The following is a 25440-nucleotide window of genomic DNA, read 5'->3' as shown; positions in this document are numbered from 1 at the left end:
GCGCAACATGACGCCGACGACCATCGATCGCCCCGCCCGGCGACCCATGGCCCGCGACGAGAAGCTCAGCCTGGCCCGCACGATGGGGTTCGTGCTCTTCCTGCACGTGCTCGGCTGGGGCCTCCTGCTCGGCGTCGTCGCACCGCACGGCTACGAGGTCGGCGGCAAGGTGCTCGGCCTGGGGCTCGGCCTCACGGCGTACACCCTCGGCATGCGGCACGCCTTCGACGCCGACCACATCGCCGCCATCGACAACGTCACCCGCAAGCTGCTGGCCGAGGGCAAGCGGCCGATGAGCGTGGGCTTCTGGTTCAGCCTCGGCCACTCCTCGGTGGTCTTCGTGATGGTGCTGGGCATCGCGCTCGGGGTGCGCGCGCTCGCGAAGGGCGTCGGCGACGACAGCTCGGCGCTGCAGCAGATCACCGGCGTCTGGGGCACCTCCATCAGCGGGCTCTTCCTGCTGACCATCGGCCTGATCAACCTGGCCGCGCTGATCGGGATCGTGCACGTCTTCCGCGAGATGCGGAAGGGGCGGTACGACGAGGCCGAGCTCGAGCGCCAGCTCGACAAGCGCGGCTTCCTCAACCGCATCCTCGGCCGCGTGACCCGGGCCGTGACGAAGCCGTGGCACATGTACCCCACGGGCTTCCTCTTCGGCCTCGGCTTCGACACCGTCTCCGAGATCGGCCTGCTCGTCATCGCGGGCGGCGCGGTCGCGGCCAACCTGCCCTGGTGGGCGGTGCTGACGCTGCCGGTGCTCTTCGCGGCCGGCATGTCCCTGCTGGACACCCTCGACGGCGCCTTCATGACGGTGGCCTACGGCTGGGCCTTCTCGCGCCCGGTGCGCAAGATCTACTACAACATGACCGTCACCGCGCTGTCCGTCGCGGTCGCGCTGATCATCGGCGGCATCGAGATCATCGGGCTGCTCGCCGACAAGACCGGCATCCGCTCGGGGCCGCTGGCCGCGATCGCGAACGTCGACCTCAACCACGTGGGCTACGGCATCGTGCTGCTCTTCGTCGTGACGTGGGCGCTGTCGGTGACGATCTGGCGGGTCGGCAAGATCGACGAGCGCTGGACCGCCAGCCTCACCAACGCCCGGTCCTGACGCACGGCCCGGCCTCCTCCACCAGGACTCAGAGCAGCCGGCGGTCCGAGGCCCAGCGGGTCAGCTCGTGGCGCGAGGACAGCTGCAGCTTGCGCAGCACGCTGGACATGTGGGTCTCGACGGTCTTGATGGAGATGAACAGCTCCTTGGCGACCTCCTTGTAGGCGTAGCCGCGGGCGATCAGCCGCATCACCTCCCGCTCGCGCTCGGTGAGCCGGTCGAGGTCCTCGTCGACCGCAGCGACGTCGATCGAGCCCGCGAAGGCGTCCAGCACGAAGCCCGCCAGCCGCGGGGAGAACACCGCGTCGCCGTCGGCCACGCGCTGGATGGCGCTGACCAGCTCGGGGCCGGTGATGGTCTTGGTGACGTAGCCGCGGGCACCGCCCCGGATCGTGCCGATCACGTCCTCGGCCGCGTCGCTGACGCTGAGCGCGAGGAACCGCGGGGCCGGGCCGTCCGACGGCGGGGCGAGCGCCAGCCGCCGCATCACCTCGACGCCACCACCGCCGGGGAGGTGGACGTCCAGCAGGACGACGTCCGGGCGGTGCTGCGCGATCGCGGCGACGGCCTCGTCGACGTCGGCCGCCTCGGCGCGCACGTCGATCGCCTCCGCCCCCGCGCCCGCGAGCTCGGCGCGGACGCCGCGGCGGAACATCGCGTGGTCGTCGACGACGACCACGCTGACCGGGCCAGGGCCAGGGCCAGGGCCAGGGCCGGGGCCGGGGCCGGGCGTCTGCGTCATGGGGTCTCCTCCTGGTGGGAGGCGCGGGGCAGGTGCAGGCGCACCTCGGTCCCCTCGCCGGGGGTGGAACGCACCTCGGCGTGGCCGCCGTGTCGCTGCATCCGGTCGATGATGCTGTGGCGGACGCCGTGGCGGTCCGCGGGGGTGGCGGCCGGGTCGAAGCCGCGGCCCCGGTCGCGCACGAAGACGTCGACGGCGCCGGGCGTCACCTCGGCGTACACGTCGATGCGCCCGGTCCCCGCGTGCTTCGCGGCGTTGGTGACGGCCTCCCGGGTGGCCGCGACCGCCGGGCGCAGCGCCTCGTCGAGGTCGCAGTCGCCGACGGTGACGACGTCGACCGAGACGCCGTGCGCGTCCTCGACGGCGGCCGCGACGCCCCGCAGGGCGCTGGCCAGCGTCGAGCCGTCGGTCGACTCCCCGGCGTACAGCCACGACCGGAGGTCGCGCTCCTGCGCGCGGGCGAGCCGGGCGACGGTGGGGCCGTCGGCGGCGTTCTTCTGGATCAGGGCGAGCGTCTGCAGCACGGAGTCGTGCAGGTGGGCGGCCACGTCGGCGCGCTCCTGGGTGCGGACCCGCTCGGCCCGTTCGTCGGTCAGGTCGGAGGCGAGCCGGTAGATCCACGGCCCCACCACGATCCCGATCCCGACCACGCCGAGCAGCGCGGCGACGCTGACGTCGCGGGCCATCGCGAGCGAGCCGCCGCGGAACGCGAAGAGGGTCAGCGCGACGACGACGAGGCCGATGCCGGCGGCGAGACGGGCGTACGACGCCCACCCGCCGTTCCCGAGGATGACGCGCACCGGGTCGATGCGGCCGGTCGTGTCGAGCCAGCGCTCGCGCTGGGCCTCGTCGGCCTGGCGCCACAGCAGCGCGACACCGACGATGCCGAGGAAGATCGGCCAGAACACCGCGGACTGCCCGAGCACGGCCTCCAGCAGCAGGATCGCCCCGAAGGCGAGCGCCGCCAGCGCGATGGCCGGGCCCACGTCGCCCAGGCGGCGGATCCGGCCGGGGCGCATGCCGCGGCGGGTCGCGCTCTCGAGGCCCGGCGCCCCGGTCTCGAAGGAGCTGTCGGACGGCAGCACCAGCCACAGCCCGGCGTAGAACACGATGCCGAGCCCCCCGAGCGCCGCGGCGAGCACGAAGCCGGCCCGCACCCAGAGCACGGGCAGCGCGAGGTGCCGCGCCAGGCCGGCGGCCACGCCGCCGATGACGGGGGCCTGCGCGTCACGCGTGGCGCGGCGTACGTCGCGCGCCGGGGCTGCGGTGGTCATCGGGGCCTCATCTCCCCTCAATCGTCACACAGCGACCGACCTCCGACCATGAGGTGCGACCCCGGCTCGACCCTGACGCCGGACCCGGCCCGGGACCGGGGTCGGCGCGCCCAGGATCAGGGTCTCCCCCGATGGTGCGCCGCCGCCGCAGCACCCACGCTGGAGCCATGACGACGACACCGCCCGAAGCACCGCACGAGCCGGCCCCGGCCGACGCCGGACCCCGCGCCACCCGTGAGGAGGTCCGCGACCTCGGCCGCCTGCGCCGCTCGGTCCACGACCGCAAGGTCGCCGGCGTGGCCGGCGGCCTGGCCCGCCACCTCGACATCGACCCGGTCATCCTGCGGGTGGCCTTCGTGGTGCTGGTGTTCTTCGGCGGCGCCGGCCTGATCCTGTACGGCGCCTGCTGGCTGCTCGTGCCCGAGGAGGGGCGCCCCGGCTCCCCGCTGGGGCTCGACGAGCGCAGCCGCTCGGTCGCGCTGGTCATCGTCGGCGCGATCGCCGCGCTGGCGCTGGTGGGCGACTCGTGGGGCGGCGACTGGTTCCCCTGGCCGATCGCGATCGTGGCCCTGGTGGCGCTGCTCTTCCTGACGCGCAAGGACCGCCGCTCCCCGTCCGGGCCCGCGACCGCCCCCGCGCCGGAGGCCTACGCCGCCACCCCGTCGTACGCCGTGCCGACCACCGTGCCGACCACCGCGCCGCCCACCGCCCCCTACGCCCAGGCCCCCGCCACGGGCTGGGTGCCGCCGACCCCCGTGGCCGCGCCCCGGCCCCGCAACCCGCGCAAGCGCGGCCCGATCCTGTTCTGGTTCACGCTGGCGCTGATCGCGCTGGCCGAGGGCGTGCTCGGGATCGTCGACCTGGCCGGGCTGCCGGTCACCGACTCGGCGTACCCCGCCCTCGCCGTCGCCCTCACCGGCGTGATGCTGCTCGTCGGCGCGTTCTTCGGCCGGGCCGGCGGACTCATCCTGGTCGGGCTCGTCTCGACCCTCGCCCTGGCCGTCACCACGGCCGCGAGCGAGTGGGAGACCGACACCGTCCTCGCCACCCCGACGAGCGCGGCGGCCGTCGCCGACGGCTACCACGTCGAGGCCGGGGAGCTGGTGCTCGACCTGAGGCAGGTCCGCGACCTCGACGCCCTCGACGGCCGCACCATCGAGCTGAGCGGCAACGTCGGCCACCTCGAGGTGATCATGCCGCCGGGCGTCGACACGCGGATCCGGGCCACGGTCGACGGACCGGGAGGCATCTCGTTCTTCGACGGTGACAGCGGCGGCATCGGCACGACGGTCAACCGCGTTCACGACGGCGGCAACGACGTCCCCGAGATCACGGTCGTCGCCACCCTCGACCTCGGCGGGATCGAGGTGCACCAGTGAGCACCCCGCCGAGCACCCCGCCGTACACCCCGAGCACGCCCGAGAAGGAGACGAGCATGGACACCACCGACCGCTCCGGCCGCCACCCGGTCAACATCGGCCACCTGGTGATGGGCCTGGCGTTCGTCGGCCTGGTCGGCGTCTGGGCCCTGGTCCAGGGCGACGTCGTCCACGGCGCCGACATCCGCTGGCTGCTGCCCGTCCCCTGGGTGCTCGCCGGCATCGCGGGCCTGCTGGCCACGACGCTGACCAACCGCGACCGCTGGGGCACCCGCCAGACCGGCTGGGTCGGCACCACCCCCACGTCGTACGACGACACCACCACGATCCCGCAGCACGACCCCACCCACGAGGAGAACCGATGAGCACCCCGCAGACCCCCGCCCACCCCAAGCGCCTGGTGCGCGAGCGCGACGACCGGATGGTCGCCGGCGTGTGCACCGGCGTGGCGACCTACCTGGACGTCGACGTGACGCTGGTCCGGCTGGTGACGGTGCTCGGAGCGGTCTTCGGCTTCGGCACCTTCATCGTGGCCTACCTGGTCGCCTGGGCGCTGCTCCCCCAGGACTGAGCCCAGGCGTCCCGCGCCGCGCGGACGACCGCAGGATGGTCGGTGATCAGCCCGTCGACCCCCAGCTCCAGGAGCCGGGTGGTCAGGCCGGGCAGGTCGCCGGCCGCGTCGTCGCCGGCGCGGGAGCGGTACGGCTCGGGCAGGAAGCGGTTCTCCTGGCGCAGCGTCCAGACGTGGACCGTCAGCGACTCGCGGTGCGCGTCGCGGACCAGGTCGGTCGGCGCCACCCCGTCGGCCAGCACCAGCCCGGTGTGGGCGCCGACCCCGTCGGCCCAGTCCTCCACGCGGGCCAGCCCCACGGGCGTGGCCAGCTCAGCGAAGGTGGTCGTCCCGCCCGACGCGACCACGTCGGCGGGCCGGTCGACGGCGGGGCCGAGCAGCTGCACGAGCGGCACCCGGGCGCTGCGCGCCAGGCGGCGGAGCACGGTCGCCTCGAAGGACATCACCGTCACCGGCGAGGCCGGGTGGTCGAGGTCGTGGCGGCGCAGGGCGTCGAGCAGCGGCTCGTGCAGCGGCAGGCCGAGCGCCTCGTAGTACGCCGCGTGCTTCAGCTCGACCAGCACGCCGCAGGGCCGGCCCCGGCGCCGCGACTCGCCCCGCACCAGGCCGAGGACCTCGTCGAGCGTGACGACACGGCCGCGGCCGTCGTACGCCGCACTCGCCCAGCGGGTCCGCGCCCACCGCTCGCGGGTGCGGAGCGTGCGGACCTCCGCCCAGAGCAGGTCCTCGACGAACCAGCCGGTGACCACCTCGCCGTCGACGAGCTTGGTCGTGCGCAGGTGGGCCAGGTCGCGGCGCTGGGCGATGTCGGTGGTCCGGGAGAGCTCGGCGTCGTGGCGGCACACCAGGACGCGGTCGCGGGTCGTCACGACGTCGATCTCGAGGTCGTCGGCGCCGGTGGCGAGCGCGAGGCGGTAGGCCTGCATCGAGTGCTCCGGCCGCAGCCCGCTGGCGCCACGGTGGGCGACGACCGCGGGGGTCGCGACCAGCGAGGGGGTCGCGGGCTCGAGGTCCGGGAGCGCCACTGCGGTCATGGCCCCAGCAGACGGGACCGGCATGGCCGGTCGGGGCCCGCGACGTGAACCCCGGGTGACCATCCGCCCACGTCCGGGTCAGGATGGGGCGGTGAGCCTTCCGTCCCTCGGCGCCCTGACGTCCCTGCCCGCGCTCGACCACCCGGACCTCCTGGCGCCCTCCGTGGCCGCCGCCCTGCGGGGCTGGGAGCACGCCGACCGGGTCGCGGTCGTCGCGATCGACCCCGACCTCGCCGACACCGCGGCGATGAGCGAGGCCTACGACCTGCCGATGAGCACCGGCGCCAACTGCGTGGTGGTCGGCGGCCGCCGCGACGGCGAGGAGCGGGTCGCCGCCTGCCTGGTCCGCGCGGACACCCGCGCCGACGTGAACAACCTGGTCAAGCGGACCCTCGACGTGCGCAAGGCGTCGTTCCTCCCGATGGACCGCGCGGTGGACGGGTCGGGGATGGAGTACGGCGGCATCACCCCCGTCGGGCTGCCCGCCGGGTGGCGACTCCTGGTCGACGCCCGGGTCGCCGCCATGGACGTCGCGGTCATCGGCTCCGGCGTACGCCGCTCCAAGCTGCTGGTGGCGGGCGCCCTGCTCGCGCAGCTCCCCGGCGCCGAGGTGGTCGAGGGGCTCGCGGGCTGATTCCCGCGCACTCGTCGGCGCCACGGTCCAGACTGTCGCCATGGGAGCGCAGGAGCAGGACGAGGATCAGCAGGCCGCGCGCGACGGACGCGACGAGACCGAGGAGGAGCGCTTCGACCGCAAGTGGGAGGACCTCCTCCAGGAGCTCCGCGTCATGCAGACCGGCGCCCAGCTCACGGCGGGCTTCCTGCTGACGCTGCCGTTCCAGAGCTCGTTCGCGGACCTCGACCGCTTCCAGACGTTCCTCTACCTGGTGCTCGTCCTGCTCGCGGCGCTGGTCACCGCGCTGGTGATGGCCGCCGTGGCCGTGCACCGCCGGCTCTCCGGGCACAACATCAAGGAGCAGGTGGTCAAGGCGGGGCACCGGATCGTCTACGTCGTGCTCGGCACCATCGCGCTGCTCATCACCGGCATGACGATGCTGATCTTCGACGTGGTCGTCGACCGCACGTACGCCGTGGTCGTGGCGGCCTCGATGGCCGTCGTCCTCGGCACGCTGCTGGTGGTCGTGCCCAACCTGCTCGCGGCCCGGACGGCCGACTGACGTGCGCCGGCTCGCCCCGACGGTCGCCGGGCTGCTCGTGGCAGCGCTGGCGCTGGTCGGCTGCGGCCCGGGCGACTCCGACTCCCACGATGCCTCCGGGTCCCCCGGCTCCTCCGCGGCGACCGCCACCCCGACCGGGCCGGTCCCGACGCTCACCCCGATCCAGCTGCCCCCGGACCCGCCCCCGAGCGGGAAGCTCCTTGCGGACCTGCGCCAGTCCTCGCGGGACGCCGCGCTGGGCCGGATGGAGGTGTGGATCGCGAACGACACCAGGCGCGACGTCACGCCGACCCGGATCCGCTACGTCGACGGCCGCTTCCGCACGCCGCTGCCCGGCGAGCGCCTCCGGCTGGACCCCTCGCGCTCCGAGCGCGGCTTCCCGCTCCACCTGCCGGCCCGTCCCGCGTGCGGGGCGGCCGGCGACGCCGTACGCCCCCGGGTGCTCGTGACCTACGCGGGCCGCACGGTGTCCCTGCCGGTCAGCGACGACAACGACATCGTGCAGCGGTACGTCGACAGCCGCTGCCTCGAGCTCGCCGTCGACCGGGTCGCGACCCTGACCTTCGACGACGCGGTGCCCAGCGACGGCCCGGGCCGGGGCAGCACCGGCACCCTGACGCTGGTGGCCCGACCCAGCGGGGTGCCGGGCCACCGGCTGACCGTGGACACCGTCGGCGGCACCCCCCTCTTCAGCGCCGCCGGGCAGACCCGCTGGGCGCCCGGCACGACGGTCGCCAGCGACGGCGACGCGGCCCGGATCGAGCTGCCCGTCCAGCCGGCCCGGTGCGACGACCACGTCTTCATGGAGGCCGCCGGCGCGACGGCGTTCCTCGTCTCCCTGCACCTCGACGGGAAGCCCGGCCAGCTGGTCATCCGGATGAGCCCCGCCGGGGCCAGCAACGCGATCGGGTTCGCCCGCTCGTCGTGCGGCCTGGACTGAGTCCGACGCCACGTCGGCGCGACCGATAACCGGTCGCTGCGGGCCTTCCGCGTGCTTACAGTGGGACGAGTGCGCCACCTCCCCCTCGACCACCCCGGCACCGCCGTCACGACGTCACCGGGAGCGTTCCTGTGGTGGATGGCCCGCGGCCAGTGGCGCACCCTCGTGGTCGGGATGCTCTTCGGCATCGTCTGGATGTCCGCGCAGGCCGTGATGCCCGCGGTCATCGGCCGCGCGATCGACACCGGCGTCGCCGACCGCGACGGCGGCGAGCTGCTGAAGTGGGCCTCGGTGATGTTCGTGATCGGCCTCGTGCAGGCCGCCACCGGGATCATGCGGCACCGCTTCGCCGTCACCAACTGGCTCACCGCGGCCTACCGCACCGTCCAGCTGGTCGGCCGCCAGGCCGTGCACCTCGGCGGGACCCTGCCGCGCAAGGTCTCGACCGGCGAGGTCGTCGCGATCGGCACCAGCGACCTCTCCCACCTCGGCCAGGTCATGGACGTCTCCGCCCGCTTCGCCGGCGCGATCGTCTCCTTCCTGCTCGTGTCGGTGATCCTGCTCAACACCTCGGTCACGCTCGGCCTCGTCGTGCTCGTCGGGGTCCCCGCACTGATGCTCGTCGTGGGTCCGCTCCTGTCGCCGCTCCAGCGGCGCAGCGCGACCCAGCGCCACCTGATGGGCGACCTGTCCAACACCGCCAGCGACATCGTCGGCGGGCTCCGGGTGCTGCGCGGCATCGGGGGCGAGCAGGTCTTCCACGACCGCTACCGCCGCGAGTCGCAGACCGTGCGCCGGGCCGGCGTCGAGGTCGCCAAGCTGCAGTCCCTGCTGGACGCGCTGCAGATCTTCCTGCCCGGCGTCTTCGTCGTGCTCGTGGTCTGGCTAGGGGCGCGGTACGCCGTCGAGGGCCGGATCACCCCCGGCGAGCTGGTCGCGTTCTACGGCTACTCGGCGTTCCTGATGATCCCGCTGCGGACCGCGACGGAGTACGCCAACAAGGTGATCCGCGCCAAGGTCTCGGCCGCGCGGGTCTGCCACGTGCTCGCCCTGACGCCCGACGTCGACGACCCCGAGGTGCCGGCGGACTCGCCGCCCCCGGGCGTCGACCTCACCGACGTGCGCACCGGGTTCGTCGCGAGCGCCGGTCGCCTCACGGCCATCGTCAGCGAGCAGCCCGACGACTCGGCGGCGCTGGCCGACCGCCTGGGCCTGTGTGCGGCCGAGGTCGACGACGACGTCCTGCTCGGCGGCGTACGCCTCACCGCGCTGCGGCGCGCCGAGGTCCGGGCCCGCATCGTCGTCTCGGACACGGGGGCCGTGCTCTTCTCGGGCCGCCTCGGCGACCGCCTCGACGTGACCGGCCTCGGCACCGACGCCGCGCTGCGGCGCGCGCTGGACACCGCGTCGGCCGACGACATCATGGCCGCGCTGCCCGAGGGCCTCGACACCGTCGTCGCCGAGCGCGGCCGGACCTTCTCCGGCGGCCAGCGCCAGCGGCTGGTGCTCGCGCGCGCCCTCACGACGGACCCCGAGGTGCTCGTCCTCGTCGAGCCGACGTCCGCCGTCGACGCGCACACCGAGGCGCGGGTCGCGGCCCGGCTGCGCGCCCAGCGCTCGGGCCGGACGACGGTCGTGACGACCAGCAGCCCGCTGATGCTCGACGCGGTCGACGAGGTGGCGTTCCTCCACGACGGGCGCATCGTCGCGACCGGCACCCACGGCGACCTGCTGGCCACGAACCCGGCGTACCGCATGGTCGTGACGCGCGAGACCGAGCCCGCGGAGGCCGTGCGATGAGCGCCGTCTCCACGAAGCTGCCGGTCGCGGACACCCGCGCCGTACGCCGCTACGCCGGCACCCTGGCCCGGCAGCACCCGCGGCTGCTCTGGTCGGCCGTGGCCCTGCACGTGCTCGCGGCGCTGACCGGGCTGGCCGCCCCGCGGCTGCTGGGCGACCTCGTGCAGGCCGTCCAGGGCGGCACGACGGTCGGCCACGTCGACCGGATCATGCTCGTACTGGCCGGCTTCCTGGTCGCCCAGACCGTGCTGACGCGCTACGCCCGCTACGTCAGCCAGGTGCTGGGCGAGCAGGTGCTGGCCGAGCTGCGCGAGGACTTCGTGGGCAACACTCTCGCGCTGCCGGTGGGCGTCGTCGAGTCGGCCGGTTCCGGCGACCTGCTGACCCGCACCAGCCGCGACGTCGACCAGCTCGGCTGGTCGGTGCGGATGGCCCTGCCCGAGTGGACGATCGCGGTCATCACGGCGATCGTCACCTTCGTCGCCGCGATCAGCGTCGGCTGGTGGGTGGCGCTGCCGTGCCTGCTCGGCGTGCCGCCCCTGGTGATCGGGCTGCGGTGGTACCTCCGTCGCGCCAAGGACGGCTACCTGCGCGAGTCCGCGTCGTACTCCGCCATCAACGCCACCCTCACCGAGACCGTCGAGGGCGCCCGCACCGTCGAGGCGCTCGGCATCGGCGACGAGCGGGTCCGGGCGATCGACGCGGACATCGAGGAGTCGTTCGCGGCGGAGCGCTACACGCTCTACCTGCGCACGGTGTTCTTCCCGAACATGGAGATCGCCTACCTGATCCCCACGGTCGCGACGCTGCTCTTCGGCGGTTGGCTGCACCTGCACGGCCACGCCTCGCTCGGCGACGTCACGGCGGCGACGCTCTACGTGCAGATGCTGATCGACCCCGTCGACCGGATCGTGTCGATCCTCGACGAGCTGCAGATGGGCGCTGCCTCGCTGGCGCGGCTGCTGGGCGTCGCGCAGGTCCCGGACGACCGGGCCGTCAGCGGCGAGACGCCCCGCGGCGAGCAGATCGAGGCGGACGACGTGCGGTTCTCGTACGTCGACGGGCGCGACGTCCTGCACGGCGTCGACCTGGCCGTGGGCGTCGGCGAGCGGATCGCGATGGTCGGGCCGTCCGGCGCCGGCAAGTCCACCCTCGGGCGGCTCCTCGCGGGCATCCACCCGCCGCGCACCGGCGCCGTGACGGTGGGCGGGGTCGGGCTGACCGAGCTGCCGCTCGACGACCTGCGCGGCCACGTGGCGCTGGTGACCCAGGAGCACCACGTCTTCGTCGGCACCCTGCGCGAGAACCTCGCCCTCGCGGCCCCGTCCGGCGCCTCGGACGACGACATCCGCGGCGCCCTCGCCGCCGTCGACGCGCTCGACTGGGTCGACGCCCTCCCGGGCGGCCTCGACGAGGTCGTCGGCTCCGGCGGCCGCGCCCTGACCGCGGCCCAGTCCCAGCAGATCGCCCTGGCCCGCCTGGTGCTCGCCGACCCGCACACGCTGGTGCTCGACGAGGCGACCTCCCTCATCGACCCCCGGGCCGCCCGCCACCTCGAGCGCTCGCTCGCGGCCGTGCTCCACGGGCGCACCGTGATCGCGATCGCGCACCGGCTCTTCTCCGCCCACGACGCCGACCGCGTCGCCGTGTGCGAGGACGGCCGGATCACCGAGCTCGGCACCCACGACGAGCTGGTCGCCGCCGGCGGCTCCTACGCCGCCCTCTGGGACTCCTGGAACGGCAAGCACTAGGCCGAGTCGGCGCGTCTGCAGATGCGCCGACTCGGCGTGACGTGGACGACCTTGCCACGATGACAGTGATTCTGTCATCGTGGGTGACCCACCACCCACGACCCCAGGGGACCCATGAAGCTCTCGATGCCGCTCGTCTACGCCGGAAACCCGCGCGAGACCGCCGACCAGGTCGCCGATCTCGAGAAGGCCGGCCTGGACACGATCTGGGTGGCCGAGCCGTACGGCTTCGACTCCCCCACGCTGATGGGCTACCTGGCCGCCAAGACCGAGACGGTCGAGATCGGCGCCGGCATCCTCAACGTCTACTCGCGCACCCCCGGCGCGCTGCTGCAGACCGCGGCCGGTCTCGACAACGTGTCCGGCGGCCGCGCGGTCATCGGGCTCGGCGCGTCCGGCCCGCAGGTCATCGAGGGCTTCCACGGGCTGCCCTACGACAAGCCGCTCGGCCGCACCCGCGAGATCATCGACCTGCTGCGCCGCGGCCTGCGCCGCGAGCCGCTGACGAGCGACGGCATCTACAAGATCCCGCTGCCCGCCGACCAGGGCCTGGGCCTGGGCAAGCCGCTCAAGCTCCTCAACAAGCCCGAGCGCCCCTCGATCCCGCTGTGGGTCGCCGCGCTCGGCGACAAGAACGTCGCCATGACCGCCGAGGTGGCCGACGGCTGGCTGCCGTTCCTCTTCCACCCGGGCAAGGCGCACGAGGTCTGGGGCGACGCGCTCGCCAAGGGCGCGGCCAAGCGCTCGGCCGACCTCGGCCCGCTCGAGGTCTCCGCCGGCGGCATGGTCGCCATCGGCGAGGACGTCAAGGGGATGCTCGACTTCATGCGCCCGATGTACGCGCTGTACGTCGGCGGCATGGGCGCCCGCGGCAAGAACTTCTACAACGAGATGGCCTGCCAGTACGGCTACGAGAAGGAGGCCAAGGAGATCCAGGATCTCTACCTCGACGGGCACAAGCGCGACGCCGAGGCCAAGGTCCCGCTCGAGTGGCTCGAGGCCGGCAACCTGGTCGGCCCCGCGTCGTACGTCCAGGAGCGCATCGCCGCCTTCAAGGAGGCCGGCGTGACCAGCCTCCAGGTCAACCCCGCCTCGGACGACCCCGCGGCCACCATCCGCCAGATGAAGGAGTGGGTGGCATGACGCTCGGGCGGCTGGGATCGCGGAGGCGCTACGACAACCTCCGCGAGATCCGGTCGCTCGACCCTGCGCGCGAGGCCGATCGCGACCGGATCGTGGTGCTCACGAGCCGCCACGACTTCCCCTGGGACTACACCCAGGGCACCGGCATCGCGTTCCTCCGCGACTACGGCATCCCGTCGATCTCGCGACTGCTCGACCACACGCGGCAGTTCGAGGACGACGGCGTCAAGCGGTACGACGACACGCTGATCTTCGCGGAGGAGTCGGTCGCCGAGGGCGTCGACTCCCCGCGCAGCCGCGCCGGCGTCCGCCGCCTCAACCAGATCCACGGCCACTACGACATCCCGAACGACGAGTTCCGCTACGTGCTGGCCACCACGCTCGTCGGCCCGGTCCGCTGGATCGAGCAGTTCGGCTGGCGGCAGCTCGACCCCAACGAGCTCGCCGCCCTGTCGTCCTTCACCACGCGGTTCGGCACGCTCATGGGCATCAAGGACCTGCCCACGACGTACGCCGGCTACTCCGACCTCCTCGACGACTACGAGCGCGAGCACTTCGCCTTCGACCCGGCCAACCGCCGCGTCACCGAGGCCACGCTGCGGATCGCCCGGCAGACCTCGCCGTGGCCGCTCAAGCCCGTCGTACGCCGGCTCACGATCGCCCTGATGGACGAGCCGCTCCGCGAGGCGCTGGGGATGCCGCGCCAGCCCGCGTGGTTCGTCCGGCTCGTGCACGTCTCCCTGAAGGCCCGCGCCCGCGTGCTGCGGTTCGCTCCGCCGCGGCGCACCGCCTTCGTGCCGAAGCCGGTGTCCTACCCCGACGGCTACTCCCTGCGCGACGTCGGCCCCGCCAAGATGATCGACGAGCTCAACGCGCGCCACCGAGGCGAGGCCAGCGCCGACGTCAGCGCGCGAGAGAGCGCGTGATCACGGCGTTCGCCGCGCGCTGGAAGCCCGCCACGACCGCCTCGAGCGTCAGCTGACGCAGCCGCCCGACCGTCCGTTCGAGCCGCTCGGCGTCCTCGGGCTCGTGCGCCTCGCGGCGGTACGGCGCCAGCACCTGCTCGCGCAGGATCACGGTCAGCTCGTCGGCGAGCGACTCCATGTGCCGGCGGATCGCGTCGCCGGCCGCGCCCACGCTCTCCGGCGGGATGTCCAGGTCGAGCAGGTCGACCCCGACCCGCAGGTGCGGCATGGCGACGTACGCCGCCCCGTCCCGCTCCAACGCCCCCAGTGCGACCAGCTGCTCGATCTCGGGCTCGCCGAGCGCGCGTCCGGCGCGCTGCTCGAGCTGCTGCGCCGTGATCGGCTCCGGCGGCTCGGCCGTCCACGACGTCAGCATCGCCCGCTGCAGCGCGAGGTCCTCGACGGTCGCGTCGGCGGGCAGCCGGGCGACGTACCGCTCGATCGCCTGCAGCGTGAAGCCGTGGTCCTGCAGCGCGCGCACCATCTCGAGCCGCGCCCGGTGCACGTCGCCGTAGTACGCCACCCGGCCCCGCCGCTCGGGCGCCGGCACCAGCCCGAGGCTCGCGTAGTAGCGAGTGTTGCGCACCGTCATCCCCACCGCGGCCGAGAGCTCGTCGATGGTGAGGAGGCCCTCCTCGGGTGCGGACATGATCGTCACAGTAGGGCTGTCACAACGTGACTGGCAACGAGGGTTGAATCGTGACAGTACTGCTGTCAGAGTAGGACCGCACCCGCATCCCGCTCTCTCCCGGAGGACTCCCATGGCCCAGTCGACGTCGATCTACGACCAGGAGCACGAGGACTTCCGCCGTACCGTCCGCTCCTTCCTCGAGCGCGAGGTCGTCCCCCACCACGACCAGTGGGAGAAGGACGGGCAGGTCAGCCGCGACGTGTGGACCAAGGCGGGCGAGCAGGGCCTGCTCTGCTTCGATGTCGAGGAGCAGTACGGCGGCATGGGGGCCAAGGACTTCCGCTACAACATGGTGCTCAGCGAGGAGATCTCCAAGGTCGGCGCCAGCGGGCTGGGCTTCCCCGTCCACACCGACATCATCGTCCCCTACATCAGCCAGCTCGGGACCGACGAGCAGAAGCAGCGCTGGCTGCCGGGGCTGGTCAGCGGCGAGCTCATCTCTGCCATCGCGATGACCGAGCCGGGTGCGGGCTCGGACCTCCAGGGCATCAAGACGACCGCCGTCGACAAGGGCGACCACTACGTGCTGAACGGCTCCAAGACGTTCATCAGCAACGGCATCATGAGCGACCTCGTGATCGTCGTCTGCCGCACGGACCCGGACGCCGGGCACCAGGGCATCAGCCTGGTCGTCGTCGAGCGCGGGATGGCCGGCTTCGAGCGCGGCCGCAACCTCGACAAGATGGGCCTCAAGGCGCAGGACACCGCCGAGCTCTTCTTCGACAACGTCGAGGTCCCGAAGACCAACCTCCTCGGCGAGGAGGGCTCCGGCTTCATCTCGCTGATGGTGAACCTGCCCCAGGAGCGGATCTCGATCGCCGCGATCGCCGTCGCCGCGTGCGAGCACATCCTGCAGCTCTGCCTCGACTACGCCAAGGAGCGCGAGGCCTTCGGCAAGCCGATCGGCAAGTTCCAGCACAACCGCTTCCTGCTCGCCGAGATGGCCACCGAGGTCCACATCGCCCGCGTGTTCGTGAACGACTGCGTGACGAAGCTGAACGCCGGCGAGGTCGACACCGCGCTCGCCTCCATGGCGAAGTGGTGGACCACCGAGCTCCAGAAGAAGATCGTCGACCAGGGCGTCCAGCTCCACGGCGGCTACGGCTACATGATGGAGTACCCCATCGCGAAGGCGTACGTCGACAGCCGCATCCAGACGATCTACGGCGGCACCACCGAGATCCAGAAGGAGATCATCGGGCGGACGCTCGGCATCTGATCCCGCCCCTGAATGGCTACCGGTGGTCGAGGAGGGCGCGCAGCGCCCGGCTACCGGTGGTTGAGGAGGGCGCGCAGCGCCCGGCTACCGGTGGTTGAGCAGGGCGCGCAGCGCCCGGCTACCGGTGGTTGAGCAGGGCGCGCAGCGCCCGGCTACCGGTGGTTGAGGAGGGCGCGCAGCGCCCGTCTCGAAACCACCTCACAGGAACGGGCGCAGCGCCTCGATCGACTCGGTCGGGACCTTCACGGCGATGCCCTCGCCGATCGCCCGCAGCTTCCACCGGTCGCCGTCGCGCGTGATCGCGGCGAGCGCCAGCCCGGTGTGGGGTACGCCGCCGGTCAGCGTGTACCGCGCCACCTCCACCTCGTCCTCGTCGACCAGGCGGCAGTAGGCGTTGTTGATCCACTCGAGCGTGTGGCCCTGGTAGCTGCTGACCAGCAGCACGATCGTGTCCACCGGACCGTGCACGCGGGGCAGGTCGACGACGAGCGCCTCGTCGTCACCGTCACCGCGCCCGGTGAGGTTGTCGCCCAGGTGCTCCACGGACCCGTCGCGCGTCTTCAGGTTGTTGTAGAACGCGATGTCGAAGAGCTGACCGCTCGCGAACTGCACCGCCGTCGCGTCCAGGTCGATGTCCGGCGCCCCGGTCCCGATCGCGCCCGCCGTGGGGTTCTTGTCCCACCCGATGCCCAGCCGGATCCGGGTCAGCGGCCGGCCGTCCTCGGTGGCCAGCACCATCTCCTGGCCCTGGGTCAGCTCGATCACGCGTGGTCCTTCCGTCGGTGTGGTGACGAAGGTACCCGGGTGCTCCATCCCCCGGTGGTCGAGCAGGGCGCGCCCTTCTGGTGGTTGAGAAAGGCGCCGCCTCCGGTGGTTGAGCAGGGCGCCGCCTCCGGTGGTCGAGCAGGGCGCCGCCTCCGGTGGTTGAGGAAGGCGCGCCTTCCGGTGGTTGAGGAAGGCGCGCCTTCCGGTGGTTGAGGAGGTTGCGCTGGCAACCGTCTCGAAACCACCTCACCTTGCCACGACCCAAGGCCGTCTGTGGTCCGGCCTGTGCGCGCCGGGACGTAGCCCCGGTGTAGGGGATTTATTGAAGATGTGGATGCCGTGGGTGCCGGGGCAACTCCTCCTTGCGGCTGCCTTCACAGTTGCCATCGGTGCCACTCGCCCGCTTGGGTCACCGTTCGAAACTTTGCCCGAATATTTTACTTTCAGGGTCGCTTCCCGGCTCATTCTGACCCCTGGACTGTCGGTGGCCCCTGCTTGACTTTCCTCATGAAGACGTTCACCGACGACGGTCCCCGCCACGCGATCTCGCGTGCCGTGCGCGACGTCGGCGAACGCCTCACCGACGTCGCCGACGCACCCGTCTGGTCCATGACACCCGACGAAGCCGGAACCACGTTGGTGGAGCTGACCCGACTCTCGGCGAGAGTCGCCGAGCTCGAAGCCAGGGTCGCCGTTCATGCCTCCGCGGTCGAGGTGGGTGCCTCCGTCGGGGCGACCTCGACCCAGGCGTGGTGGGCCACCCAGACCGCCCAGACCCACCGCAGCACGGCGGCGAAGATCCACCTGGCCCAGGCCCTCGGCCGCTGGCACGTCGTCCGCCAAGCCCTGTCCTCCGGGGCGATCCTGACCGAGCAGGCCCAGGTCATCACCCAGGCCCTGGATGACCTCCCCGACGACGTCGACCCCGAGACCCGTGCCCTGGCCGAGAAGCACCTCGTCGACCTCGCCGCCGACCACGACGCCGTCGACCTGCGCCGCCTCGGTCGCGGTCTCCTCGACGTCATCGACCCCGCCGCCGGAGAGGAAGAAGAACGCCGCCGCCTGGAGGAGGAGGAGCGCAAGGCACGCCAGAAGATGCGCCTCACGATGTCCGACGACGGGCACGGGTCTTGCCACGGCCGCTTCACCATCCCCGCCGCCCACGGCGCCATGCTCAAGAAGATCCTCCAGGGCATCGCCGCCCCCAAGCACCAGACCGCCATCAACGGCGCCGGCGCCACCATCGAGCGGAAGCCCAGCCCTGAGCGGATGGGCGCGGCGTTGTGCGAGCTCATCGAGCGCTACCCCACCGACCGACTCCCCAACGCGGGGGGCGTCAACGCCGCCGTCGTCATCACCATGGACATGGCCACCCTCCTGGGGGCCGAGAAGGCCGCCACCCTCGACACCGGCGACAAGATCACCGCGAGCCAAGCCCGCCGACTGGCCTGCGAGGCCGGGATCATCCCCGCTGTCCTCGGCGGGAAGTCCCAGGTCCTCGACCTCGGCCGCACCCGCCGCTACTTCTCCAAGGCCCAACACCTCGCCTTCGGCATCACACAAGGCGGCTGCACCGCCGACGGGTGCGACTGGCCACCCAGCATGTGCCACGCCCACCACGACATCTTCTGGGCGCACGGCGGCAACACCGACCTGAAAGACGGCCGATTGCTCTGCCCGCGACATCACGCGAGGGCGCACGACCCGGCCTACGAGATGGCCAAGCTGCCCGGCGGGAAGGTCGCCTTCACCCGGCGGACGTAGGCCGACCGCCCCGCCTCACATCGTTACGTGCGCGCCATCGACCTGTCGGGACTGTCGGCCGGACGATGAAGGCATGCGCACCAGGGTGATCCGGCGGGCGGCGTCGTCGCTGGGGCTCGCTCTGGTCGCCGCCTACTGCGGCCTGACCCAGTCCCCCGCCGGGCCGGTGCCGTACGACGGCGTCTGCCGCAGCCTCCTGGACCCGGCGCGCAGCGTGAGCGTGCCCGACGACGTCATGATCCGCTCAGCCGCAGCCTCCGAGGTCCGGCTGTCGGAGCTCTCGACCCCCACGACCCGTCAGCTGACGACCACGCGCACGGTGCTCGACAAGGCCTCCCGAGACGAGATCGGGGTCGGGCTGGAGCAGGACTACACAGCCTGTCTGGTGTCCTACTCGCGCACGGGGCGGGCCACTGACCCGCACCACCGCCCACCCATCGCGGCGATCATTGCCCGGGACAATGTCCCGGCGCTGCTGCTCTACCACGCGTACGAGGCCCTGGACCAGCACTGCTTCGGTGGGCCGTGCCCTCCGGGCGGATCGACGCACCCCGTGGGCTGTGCCTTCTTCGTGGCGGCCGAGACCGGAGCCCTGCTGCGCGTCGAGTCCTGCTGGGACCTGCGCGCCTGGACCGGCGAGTGAGGAGCAGGCCCCGCGACTCCCGTCAGCGCGCGACGTACTCCTCGCGCAGCCCGCCCTTCACCATCTTCCCGGTCGGCGTGCGCGGGAGCTCGTCGCGGAAGTGGACCTCGCGCGGCACCTTGTAGTGCGCGATGCGCTCGCGGGCGTACGCCGTCAGCTCGTCGGCCAGTGCGGGTGAGGCGTCGACGGAGGGGGCGGGCTGGACGAAGGCGACGACCCGCTCGCCCATCTCCTCGTCGGGGACGCCGATGACGGCGATGTCGGCGACGGCGGGGTGGAGGGAGAAGAGGTCCTCGATCTCCTGGGGGTAGATGTTCACGCCGCCGCTGATGATCATGAACGCCTTGCGGTCGGTGAGGAACAGGAAGCCGTCCTCGTCGACGTAGCCGAGGTCCCCGACCGTCGTCCACGTCGGGTGCTCGGGGTGCTGCGCGGCCGCGGTCTTGGCGGGGTCGTTGTGGTAGCTGAACGGCACCGTGTCGCGCTCGAACCAGACCGTGCCGACCTCGCCGGGGGCGAGCTCGCGACCGTCCTCGGCGCAGATGTGCAGCACCCCCAGCAGCGCCACGCCTACGGAGCCGGGGCGCTCGAGCCACTGCTCGCTGGTGATCATGGTGGCGCCGTTCGCCTCGGTGGAGGCGTAGTACTCCTGCACGATCGGGCCGACCCACTCGATCATCCGGCGCTTCACCTCGACGGGGCAGGGGGCGGCGGCGTGCACGACGACGCGCAGGCTCGAGACGTCGTACGACGTGCGCACGTCGTCGGGCAGCTTGAGCAGCCGGACGAACATCGTCGGCACCATCTGGGTGTGGGTGACGCCGTGCTCCTGGATCGCCCGCAGCGCGCCCTCGGCATCGAACTTCTCCATCATCACCAGCGTGCCGCCGAGGGCGTGGACGACGCCGCCGAACCGCAGCGGGGCAGCGTGGTAGACCGGCGCCGGCGAGAGGTAGACGGTGTCCTCCCCGAAACCGTAGAGGCCGCCGAAGATCGTCACGTAGGAGTAGCCGGGCTCGTCGACCGCGATCGGGGGCAGCGCGACCTTGACGCCCTTCGGCCGCCCGGTGGTCCCCGACGAGTAGAGGAAGTCGTCGCCGTGCGGCTGCTCGTCGAGCGGGTCGGTGCCGGCGGCGGCCAGGGCGGCCTCGTAGTCGGCGTACCCCTCGACCTGCCCGAGGTAGGCGAGCCGCTCGGGCACGTCCACGTCGAGCGCTGCGACCAGCGCGGCCTTGCCGCCCGAGACGACCAGGGCGCGCGCCCCGCAGTCGCGGACGATGTACGACGCCTCGTCGGGCGCCAGGTTGTGGTTGACGGCCGTGACGTAGAGCCCCGAGCGCAGGCAGGCCCAGTAGACCTCGTAGGCCTCCGGGCAGTTGTCGCTGAGCAGCGCCACCACGTCCCCGGTGCGCAGCCCGGCGGAGCGCAGGTGCCGCGCCAACCGGAGGCTGCGCTCGTCGAGCTCGGCGTAGGTCAGGGTGCGGCCGGAGCCGGCCATCACCAGCGCCGGCTTGTCGGGGTGCGTCGCTGCCCAGGTCCCGGGATACATGCCCCGACCCTGCCACCGGAGCGCCGTCCGCTCCAGACCAGTGGACGGATCGATGAATTTCCCGGGCCCCACGGGTCACATCAGGGGAAACCCCGATGCCGACTGTCCCCGCCCAGTGATGGAGTACTCCCATGCATCGTCAGATCGCCGGCAAGCTCACCGGCCCCGTGACCAAGTGGATCGTGCTCGCCGCCTGGATCGTGATCATGGTCGTCTCCAGCGGCTTCGCCTCGAAGCTGACCGACGTCCAGAACAACGAGGCCTCGTCGTGGCTGCCGTCCAGCGCCGAGTCGACCCGCGCGCTGGAGAAGCTCGCGCCGTTCCAGGACCAGAACGACATCCCCACGGTCGTGGTCTACGAGCGCGTCGGGGGCCTCACGGCCGACGATCTCGCCGCGATCAAGTCCCACGTCGCCGAGATCCAGGACATGAAGGGCGTCGTGGGTCAGGTGCAGGGACCGATCCCGTCGGAGGACGGCGAGGTCGCCCAGACGATCGTCACCTACAACTTCGGCCAGAACGGCTGGAACGACCTCCCCGCGACGGCCGACAAGCTGCGCGACATCGCCGCCGTCGACGGCGTCACCCTGCACATCGCCGGCCCCGGCGGCCAGGCCGCGGACTCGGCCGAGGCGTTCGCCGGGATCGACGGGACCCTGCTCTTCGCGACCCTCGGGGTCGTCATCCTGATCCTGCTCTTCACCTACCGCAGCCCGGTCCTGTGGATCCTGCCGATCCTCTCGGCCGTGTTCGCGCTCTTCACCTCCGAGGCCGTCATCTACTTCCTCGCGAAGAACTTCGACCTCACCGTCAACGGGCAGTCCCAGGGCATCCTCACGGTGCTCGTCGTGGGCGCCGGCACGGACTACGCCCTGCTCCTGGTGGCGCGCTACCGCGAGGAGCTGCGGCGCCACGAGGACCGGCACGAGGCGATGGCGTTCGCGCTCCACCGCGCCGCGCCCGCCATCCTCGCCAGCGCCGGCACCGTGGTGGTCGGCATGCTGTGCCTGCTGCTCGCCGACATGAACTCCACCGCCGGCCTCGGCCCCGTCAACGCGATCGGCGTCGCGGTCACCCTGCTCGTGATGGTGACGCTGCTGCCGGCACTGCTGGTGATCTGCGGCCGGTGGATCTTCTGGCCCGCCCGCCCGAGCATGGGCTCCCCCGAGCCCACGTCCTCCGGGCTGTGGGCGAAGGTCGGCCGCCGGATCGCCCCGCGGCCGCGCACCGTCTGGGTCGGCACCGCGGTCGTGCTGATGATCGCCTGCCTGGGCCTCTTCAAGCTCGACGCCCACGGGCTCTCGACCGAGGACCAGTACACCAAGGAGTTCGACTCCATCAAGGGACAGCAGGTCCTGATGGCGCACGGGCTGGTGGACAGCTCGAGCCCGCTGATGATCGTCGCGAACGCCGACAAGGTCGAGGACGTCGCGGCCGCCGTCGCGACCGTCGACGGGCTCGGCGCCCCGGACTCCTCCGTGCCGCCGGTCGACGGGGTCGGCCTGGTCACCGCCACCGTCCCGGGCGACGTCGCCGCGCAGGCCGCGTTCGACAAGGTCGACGAGGTGCGGGCCGCCGTGCACGACGTGGCGGGCGCCGACGCGCTCGTCGGCGGCACGTCCGCGCTCTACCTCGACATCGAGAAGGCCTCGAGCCGCGACAACCTGGTGATCATCCCGGTCGTGCTCGTCGTGGTGATGCTGATCCTGATGCTGCTGCTGCGGGCGGTGCTCTCGCCGCTCCTGCTCATGCTGACGGTCGTGCTGTCCTTCGGCGCCGCGCTCGGGATCTCGACCCTGCTCTTCGAGTACGTCTTCGGCTTCAACGGGGCGGACGCGTCCTTCCCGCTGTTCGTCTTCGTCTTCCTCGTGGCGCTGGGCATCGACTACAACATCTTCCTGATGACCCGGGTCCGCGAGGAGACCGTCACCCGCGGCACCCGCGAGGGCTCGCTCGTGGCCCTCTCGGCCACCGGCGGGGTCATCACCTCGGCGGGGCTGGTGCTCGCGGCGACGTTCGCGGTGCTCGGCTCGATCCCCCTGGTCTTCCTGGCGGAGATGGGCACGGCCGTGGCGCTCGGCGTCATCCTCGACACGATGATCGTGCGCTCGGTGCTGGTGACCGCGCTCAACCTCGACCTCGGCGGCAGGATCTGGTGGCCGAGCCAGCTCGACCGCGGCGACCACGTCGTCGTGCCGCCCGCCACCACCCCGGAGACCGACCACACGGGCACACCGGTGTCCGTCTGACGGACGGGCGCGGGTCAGCGCGTGGGCCGGGGAATCCCCTCGGCCCGCGCGCCGTTAGCCTGACCACGATGACCGAGCCGACCCCGCAGCAGGTACGCCGTGCCCTGGCACGCGTCGAGCGGGGCGCCGCCCTCGACCTCGACGAGGCCACCGTCCTCCTCGCCGCCCGTGGCGACGACCTCGACCGGCTCACCGCCGCCGCCGCGCGGGTCCGCGACGCCGGCCTGGTGGCCGCGGGACGGCCGGGCGTGGTGACCTACTCGCCCAAGGTCTTCATCCCGATCACCAAGCTCTGCCGCGACCGCTGCCACTACTGCACCTTCGTCGAGTCCCCCGGGGAGCTGCGGCGGGCCGGGCACGACATGTTCCTGTCGCCGGACGAGATCCTCGACATCGCGCGGCAGGGCGCCGAGCTCGGCTGCCTCGAGGCGCTCTTCACGCTCGGCGACCGCCCGGAGGACCGCTGGCCCGAGGCCCGCGCCTGGCTCGACGAGGTCGGCTACGACTCCACGCTCGCCTACGTCCGGGCGATGGCGATCCGGGTGCTCGAGGAGACCGGGCTGCTGCCCCACCTCAACCCCGGCGTCATGACGTGGGAGGAGATGAACCGCCTCAAGCCGGTCTCCCCCTCGATGGGGATGATGCTCGAGACCACGTCGCGGCGGCTCTTCGAGACCAAGGGCGAGGCGCACTTCGGCTCGCCCGACAAGGACCCCGACGTGCGGCTGCGGGTCCTCGAGGACGCCGGGCGGCTCTCCGTCCCGTTCACCACCGGGATCCTGGTGGGCATCGGCGAGACGCTCACCGAGCGGGCCGAGACGATCTTCGCGCTGCGCGCGAACGCCAAGGCGTACGGCGCCGTGCAGGAGGTGATCGTCCAGAACTTCCGTGCCAAGCCGGACACCGCGATGCGGCACGCCGACGACCTGCCCCTGGACGACTACCGCGCGACGATCGCCGTGACCCGGATCGTGCTGGGCCCGAAGGCGCGGGTGCAGGCGCCCCCGAACCTCGTCGACCTCGCTGAGTGCCGGGCGCTGCTCGAGGCCGGCGTCGACGACTGGGGCGGGGTCTCGCCCCTGACCCCGGACCACGTGAACCCCGAGCGCCCCTGGCCCTCCCTGGAGCGGCTGCGCGACCTGACGGCGACCTGCGGCTTCGAGCTGCGGGCCCGCCTGACGATCCACCCGGAGTACGTCCGGGCCGGCCTCGGCGGCGGGAGCCCCTGGCTCGACCCGCGCGTCTCCGGCCACGTCGCCGCCCTGGCCGACGAGGACGGCCTGGCCCGCCCCGGCGTCCGCCCCACCGGCCTGCCCTGGCAGGAGCCCGACGGCGGCTTCGCCTCCAGCGGCCGCACCGACCTCTTCGCCGCCGTCGACACCGAAGGACGCACCGAGGACCGGCGCTCCGACTTCGCGAACGTCTACGGCGACTGGGACTCCGTCAAGGAGGCGGCGGCCGTCACGGGTGGTGTCGAGACGGGACGTCGTCCCTCCTCGACCACCGGGGGGCTCGCCGCCCTGAAGGCCGCCGAGCGCGACCCGGGCAACCTCTCCGACGAGCACGCGCTGACGCTGATGACGGCCGAGGGCGACCTGCTCCGCGAGGTCTGCCGGCTCGCCGACGACCTGCGCCGCGAGGCGGTGGGCGACGACGTCACCTACGTCGTGAACCGGAACATCAACTTCACCAACGTCTGCTACGTCGGCTGCCGCTTCTGCGCCTTCGCCCAGCGCCGCACGGACGCCGACGCCTACTCGCTCTCGCTGGACGAGGTCGCCGACCGCGCCGCCGAGGCCTGGGACCTCGGTGCGACCGAGGTCTGCATGCAGGGCGGCATCGACCCCGAGCTGCCGGCCACGGCGTACTTCGACCTCGTCGCCGCCGTGAAGCAGCGCGTCCCGGACATGCACGTGCACGCGTTCTCCCCCATGGAGGTCGTCAACGGCGTCGCCCGGACCGGCCTGTCCATCGAGGACTTCCTGATCAAGGCGCGCGAGGCCGGCCTCGGCTCGCTGCCGGGCACCGCCGCCGAGATCCTCGACGACGAGGTCCGCTGGGTGCTGACCAAGGGCAAGCTGCCCACCCGGACCTGGGTCGAGGTCGTCTCGACGGCGCACCGCGTCGGGCTCCCGACGACGAGCACGATGATGTACGGCCACGTGGACAACCCGCGCCACTGGGTCAGCCACCTGCGGGTGCTCTCGCGGATCCAGGACGTGGCGCGCGAGCACGGGTACGGCGGGTTCACCGAGTTCGTCCCGCTGCCGTTCGTGCACACCTCGGCCCCGATCTACCTCGCCGGCGTGGCTCGGCCGGGCCCGACGCTGCGGGACAACCTGGCCGTGCACGCGCTGGCCCGGATCCTGCTGCACGGCCGGATCGACAACATCCAGACGTCCTGGGTCAAGCTGGGCGTCGACGGCACCCGGGCGATGCTCCGGGCGGGCGCGAACGACGTCGGCGGCACCCTGATGGAGGAGACGATCAGCCGGATGGCCGGCTCCGAGCACGGCTCCGCCAAGACCGTCGCCGAGCTCACGGAGATCGGCGCGGGCATCGGCCGCCCGGTGCGCGAGCGCACGACGACGTACGCCCCGCGCGTCCGCCCGTAGGCCGCGCCCGGGCGTGCTGCCCGAACCGTGACCGAACGGCCCTTGGAGGCCCGCCGC

The 25440-nt window shown here is 72.6% G+C and carries 22 protein-coding genes; 16 read left to right on the top strand and 6 right to left on the bottom strand.

All coding sequences use genetic code 11. The annotated features are described in order from the left end of the window. The first annotated feature begins 7 nt into the window (after positions 1 to 7). Positions 8 to 1111, top strand: a complete 1104-nt coding sequence (nicT, locus tag H5V45_RS16110; RefSeq protein ID WP_185253866.1) for a Nickel transporter NicT — start codon at positions 8 to 10, stop codon at positions 1109 to 1111. Positions 1112 to 1139: 28 nt separating this feature from the next. Here nicT and H5V45_RS16105 read toward each other — a convergent pair whose 3' ends face one another. Next, complete coding sequence (locus H5V45_RS16105) at positions 1140 to 1853, bottom strand: LuxR C-terminal-related transcriptional regulator (RefSeq protein ID WP_185253865.1); 714 nt, start codon at positions 1851 to 1853, stop codon at positions 1140 to 1142. Continuing rightward, positions 1850 to 3127, bottom strand: a complete 1278-nt coding sequence (locus H5V45_RS16100) for an ATP-binding protein (RefSeq protein ID WP_185253864.1) — start codon at positions 3125 to 3127, stop codon at positions 1850 to 1852. The genes H5V45_RS16105 and H5V45_RS16100 overlap by 4 nt, the downstream gene beginning before the upstream one ends. A 167-nt stretch (positions 3128 to 3294) precedes the next feature. On the opposite strand from H5V45_RS16100, the gene H5V45_RS16095 reads away from it, so the two are divergent. From H5V45_RS16095 to H5V45_RS16085, 3 genes are read left to right on the top strand one after another with little or no spacing between them, the layout of a single operon-like run. Then, a complete protein-coding gene (locus H5V45_RS16095; protein WP_185253863.1) occupies positions 3295 to 4506 on the top strand; it encodes a PspC domain-containing protein in 1212 nt (403 codons plus the stop codon). Further along, the gene (locus H5V45_RS16090) at positions 4503 to 4871 is read left to right on the top strand and encodes a hypothetical protein (RefSeq protein WP_185253862.1); all 369 of its coding nucleotides are present in this window, start codon (positions 4503 to 4505) and stop codon (positions 4869 to 4871) included. The genes H5V45_RS16095 and H5V45_RS16090 overlap by 4 nt, the downstream gene beginning before the upstream one ends. Further along, on the top strand, positions 4868 to 5077 hold the full coding sequence (locus H5V45_RS16085) for a PspC domain-containing protein (protein ID WP_185253861.1): 210 nt from the start codon (positions 4868 to 4870) through the stop codon (positions 5075 to 5077). The genes H5V45_RS16090 and H5V45_RS16085 overlap by 4 nt, the downstream gene beginning before the upstream one ends. Here the strand turns inward: H5V45_RS16085 and H5V45_RS16080 are convergent. Next, positions 5041 to 6111, bottom strand: coding sequence for a glycerophosphodiester phosphodiesterase family protein (locus H5V45_RS16080; protein WP_185253860.1), 1071 nt, complete (start codon positions 6109 to 6111; stop codon positions 5041 to 5043). The two genes, H5V45_RS16085 and H5V45_RS16080, sit on opposite strands and share 37 nt — an antisense overlap. A gap of 91 nt (positions 6112 to 6202) precedes the next feature. On the opposite strand from H5V45_RS16080, the gene H5V45_RS16075 reads away from it, so the two are divergent. The 7 genes from H5V45_RS16075 (at position 6203) to H5V45_RS16045 (ending at position 13849) form a co-directional block, all read left to right on the top strand. After that, positions 6203 to 6745 (top strand): YbaK/EbsC family protein, encoded by a 543-nt coding sequence (locus H5V45_RS16075; protein WP_343061592.1) that lies wholly within the window; start codon positions 6203 to 6205, stop codon positions 6743 to 6745. A 40-nt stretch (positions 6746 to 6785) separates the two neighbouring features. Next, positions 6786 to 7289, top strand: coding sequence for a DUF6328 family protein (locus tag H5V45_RS16070; protein ID WP_185253858.1), 504 nt, complete (start codon positions 6786 to 6788; stop codon positions 7287 to 7289). A 1-nt stretch (position 7290) separates the two neighbouring features. Next, the gene (locus tag H5V45_RS16065) at positions 7291 to 8229 is read left to right on the top strand and encodes a hypothetical protein (RefSeq protein ID WP_185253857.1); all 939 of its coding nucleotides are present in this window, start codon (positions 7291 to 7293) and stop codon (positions 8227 to 8229) included. A 69-nt stretch (positions 8230 to 8298) separates the two neighbouring features. After that, positions 8299 to 10029: an ABC transporter ATP-binding protein gene (locus H5V45_RS16060; RefSeq protein WP_343061591.1), complete on the top strand. Its 1731-nt coding sequence runs from the start codon at positions 8299 to 8301 to the stop codon at positions 10027 to 10029. Beyond that, positions 10026 to 11780 carry an ABC transporter ATP-binding protein gene (locus H5V45_RS16055; protein ID WP_185253856.1) on the top strand — a complete coding sequence of 585 codons (1755 nt, stop codon included), beginning with the start codon at positions 10026 to 10028 and terminating at the stop codon, positions 11778 to 11780. The genes H5V45_RS16060 and H5V45_RS16055 overlap by 4 nt, the downstream gene beginning before the upstream one ends. 114 nt (positions 11781 to 11894) lie before the next feature. Further along, positions 11895 to 12923 (top strand): LLM class F420-dependent oxidoreductase, encoded by a 1029-nt coding sequence (locus H5V45_RS16050; RefSeq protein ID WP_185253855.1) that lies wholly within the window; start codon positions 11895 to 11897, stop codon positions 12921 to 12923. Next, the gene (locus H5V45_RS16045) at positions 12920 to 13849 is read left to right on the top strand and encodes an oxygenase MpaB family protein (RefSeq protein WP_185253854.1); all 930 of its coding nucleotides are present in this window, start codon (positions 12920 to 12922) and stop codon (positions 13847 to 13849) included. Before H5V45_RS16050 ends, H5V45_RS16045 begins: the two co-directional genes overlap by 4 nt. Here the strand turns inward: H5V45_RS16045 and H5V45_RS16040 are convergent. Further along, positions 13827 to 14537, bottom strand: a complete 711-nt coding sequence (locus H5V45_RS16040; protein ID WP_185253853.1) for a MerR family transcriptional regulator — start codon at positions 14535 to 14537, stop codon at positions 13827 to 13829. The genes H5V45_RS16045 and H5V45_RS16040 overlap by 23 nt on opposite strands. Before the next feature lie 112 nt (positions 14538 to 14649). Between H5V45_RS16040 and H5V45_RS16035 the strand changes: the two genes are divergently transcribed. Then, on the top strand, positions 14650 to 15798 hold the full coding sequence (locus H5V45_RS16035; RefSeq protein WP_185253852.1) for an acyl-CoA dehydrogenase family protein: 1149 nt from the start codon (positions 14650 to 14652) through the stop codon (positions 15796 to 15798). A 198-nt stretch (positions 15799 to 15996) separates the two neighbouring features. On the opposite strand, the gene H5V45_RS16030 is transcribed toward H5V45_RS16035, so the two are convergent. Continuing rightward, positions 15997 to 16563, bottom strand: a complete 567-nt coding sequence (locus H5V45_RS16030; RefSeq protein WP_221634029.1) for a TerD family protein — start codon at positions 16561 to 16563, stop codon at positions 15997 to 15999. A 507-nt stretch (positions 16564 to 17070) separates the two neighbouring features. Here H5V45_RS16030 and H5V45_RS16025 point away from each other — a divergent pair. Both H5V45_RS16025 and H5V45_RS16020 read left to right on the top strand, forming a co-directional pair. Continuing rightward, positions 17071 to 18327 carry an HNH endonuclease signature motif containing protein gene (locus H5V45_RS16025; protein ID WP_185253850.1) on the top strand — a complete coding sequence of 419 codons (1257 nt, stop codon included), beginning with the start codon at positions 17071 to 17073 and terminating at the stop codon, positions 18325 to 18327. 73 nt (positions 18328 to 18400) lie between these two features. Beyond that, entirely contained in the window at positions 18401 to 18970 is a 570-nt protein-coding gene (locus tag H5V45_RS16020; protein WP_185253849.1) for a hypothetical protein, read from the top strand. A 22-nt stretch (positions 18971 to 18992) separates the two neighbouring features. On the opposite strand, the gene H5V45_RS16015 is transcribed toward H5V45_RS16020, so the two are convergent. After that, entirely contained in the window at positions 18993 to 20519 is a 1527-nt protein-coding gene (locus H5V45_RS16015) for an acyl-CoA synthetase (RefSeq protein ID WP_185253848.1), read from the bottom strand. Positions 20520 to 20650: 131 nt separating this feature from the next. Here H5V45_RS16015 and H5V45_RS16010 point away from each other — a divergent pair, with 131 nt between their 5' ends. Beyond that, positions 20651 to 22768, top strand: coding sequence for an MMPL family transporter (locus H5V45_RS16010; RefSeq protein WP_185253847.1), 2118 nt, complete (start codon positions 20651 to 20653; stop codon positions 22766 to 22768). A gap of 68 nt (positions 22769 to 22836) precedes the next feature. Beyond that, positions 22837 to 25383, top strand: coding sequence for a bifunctional FO biosynthesis protein CofGH (locus H5V45_RS16005; protein WP_185253846.1), 2547 nt, complete (start codon positions 22837 to 22839; stop codon positions 25381 to 25383). Positions 25384 to 25440 lie beyond the last annotated feature (57 nt).

The sequence above is a fragment of the Nocardioides luti genome, assembly GCF_014212315.1.
GTDB lineage: Bacteria > Actinomycetota > Actinomycetes > Propionibacteriales > Nocardioidaceae > Nocardioides > Nocardioides luti.
This window is presented reverse-complemented; position numbering and strand designations above follow the sequence as displayed.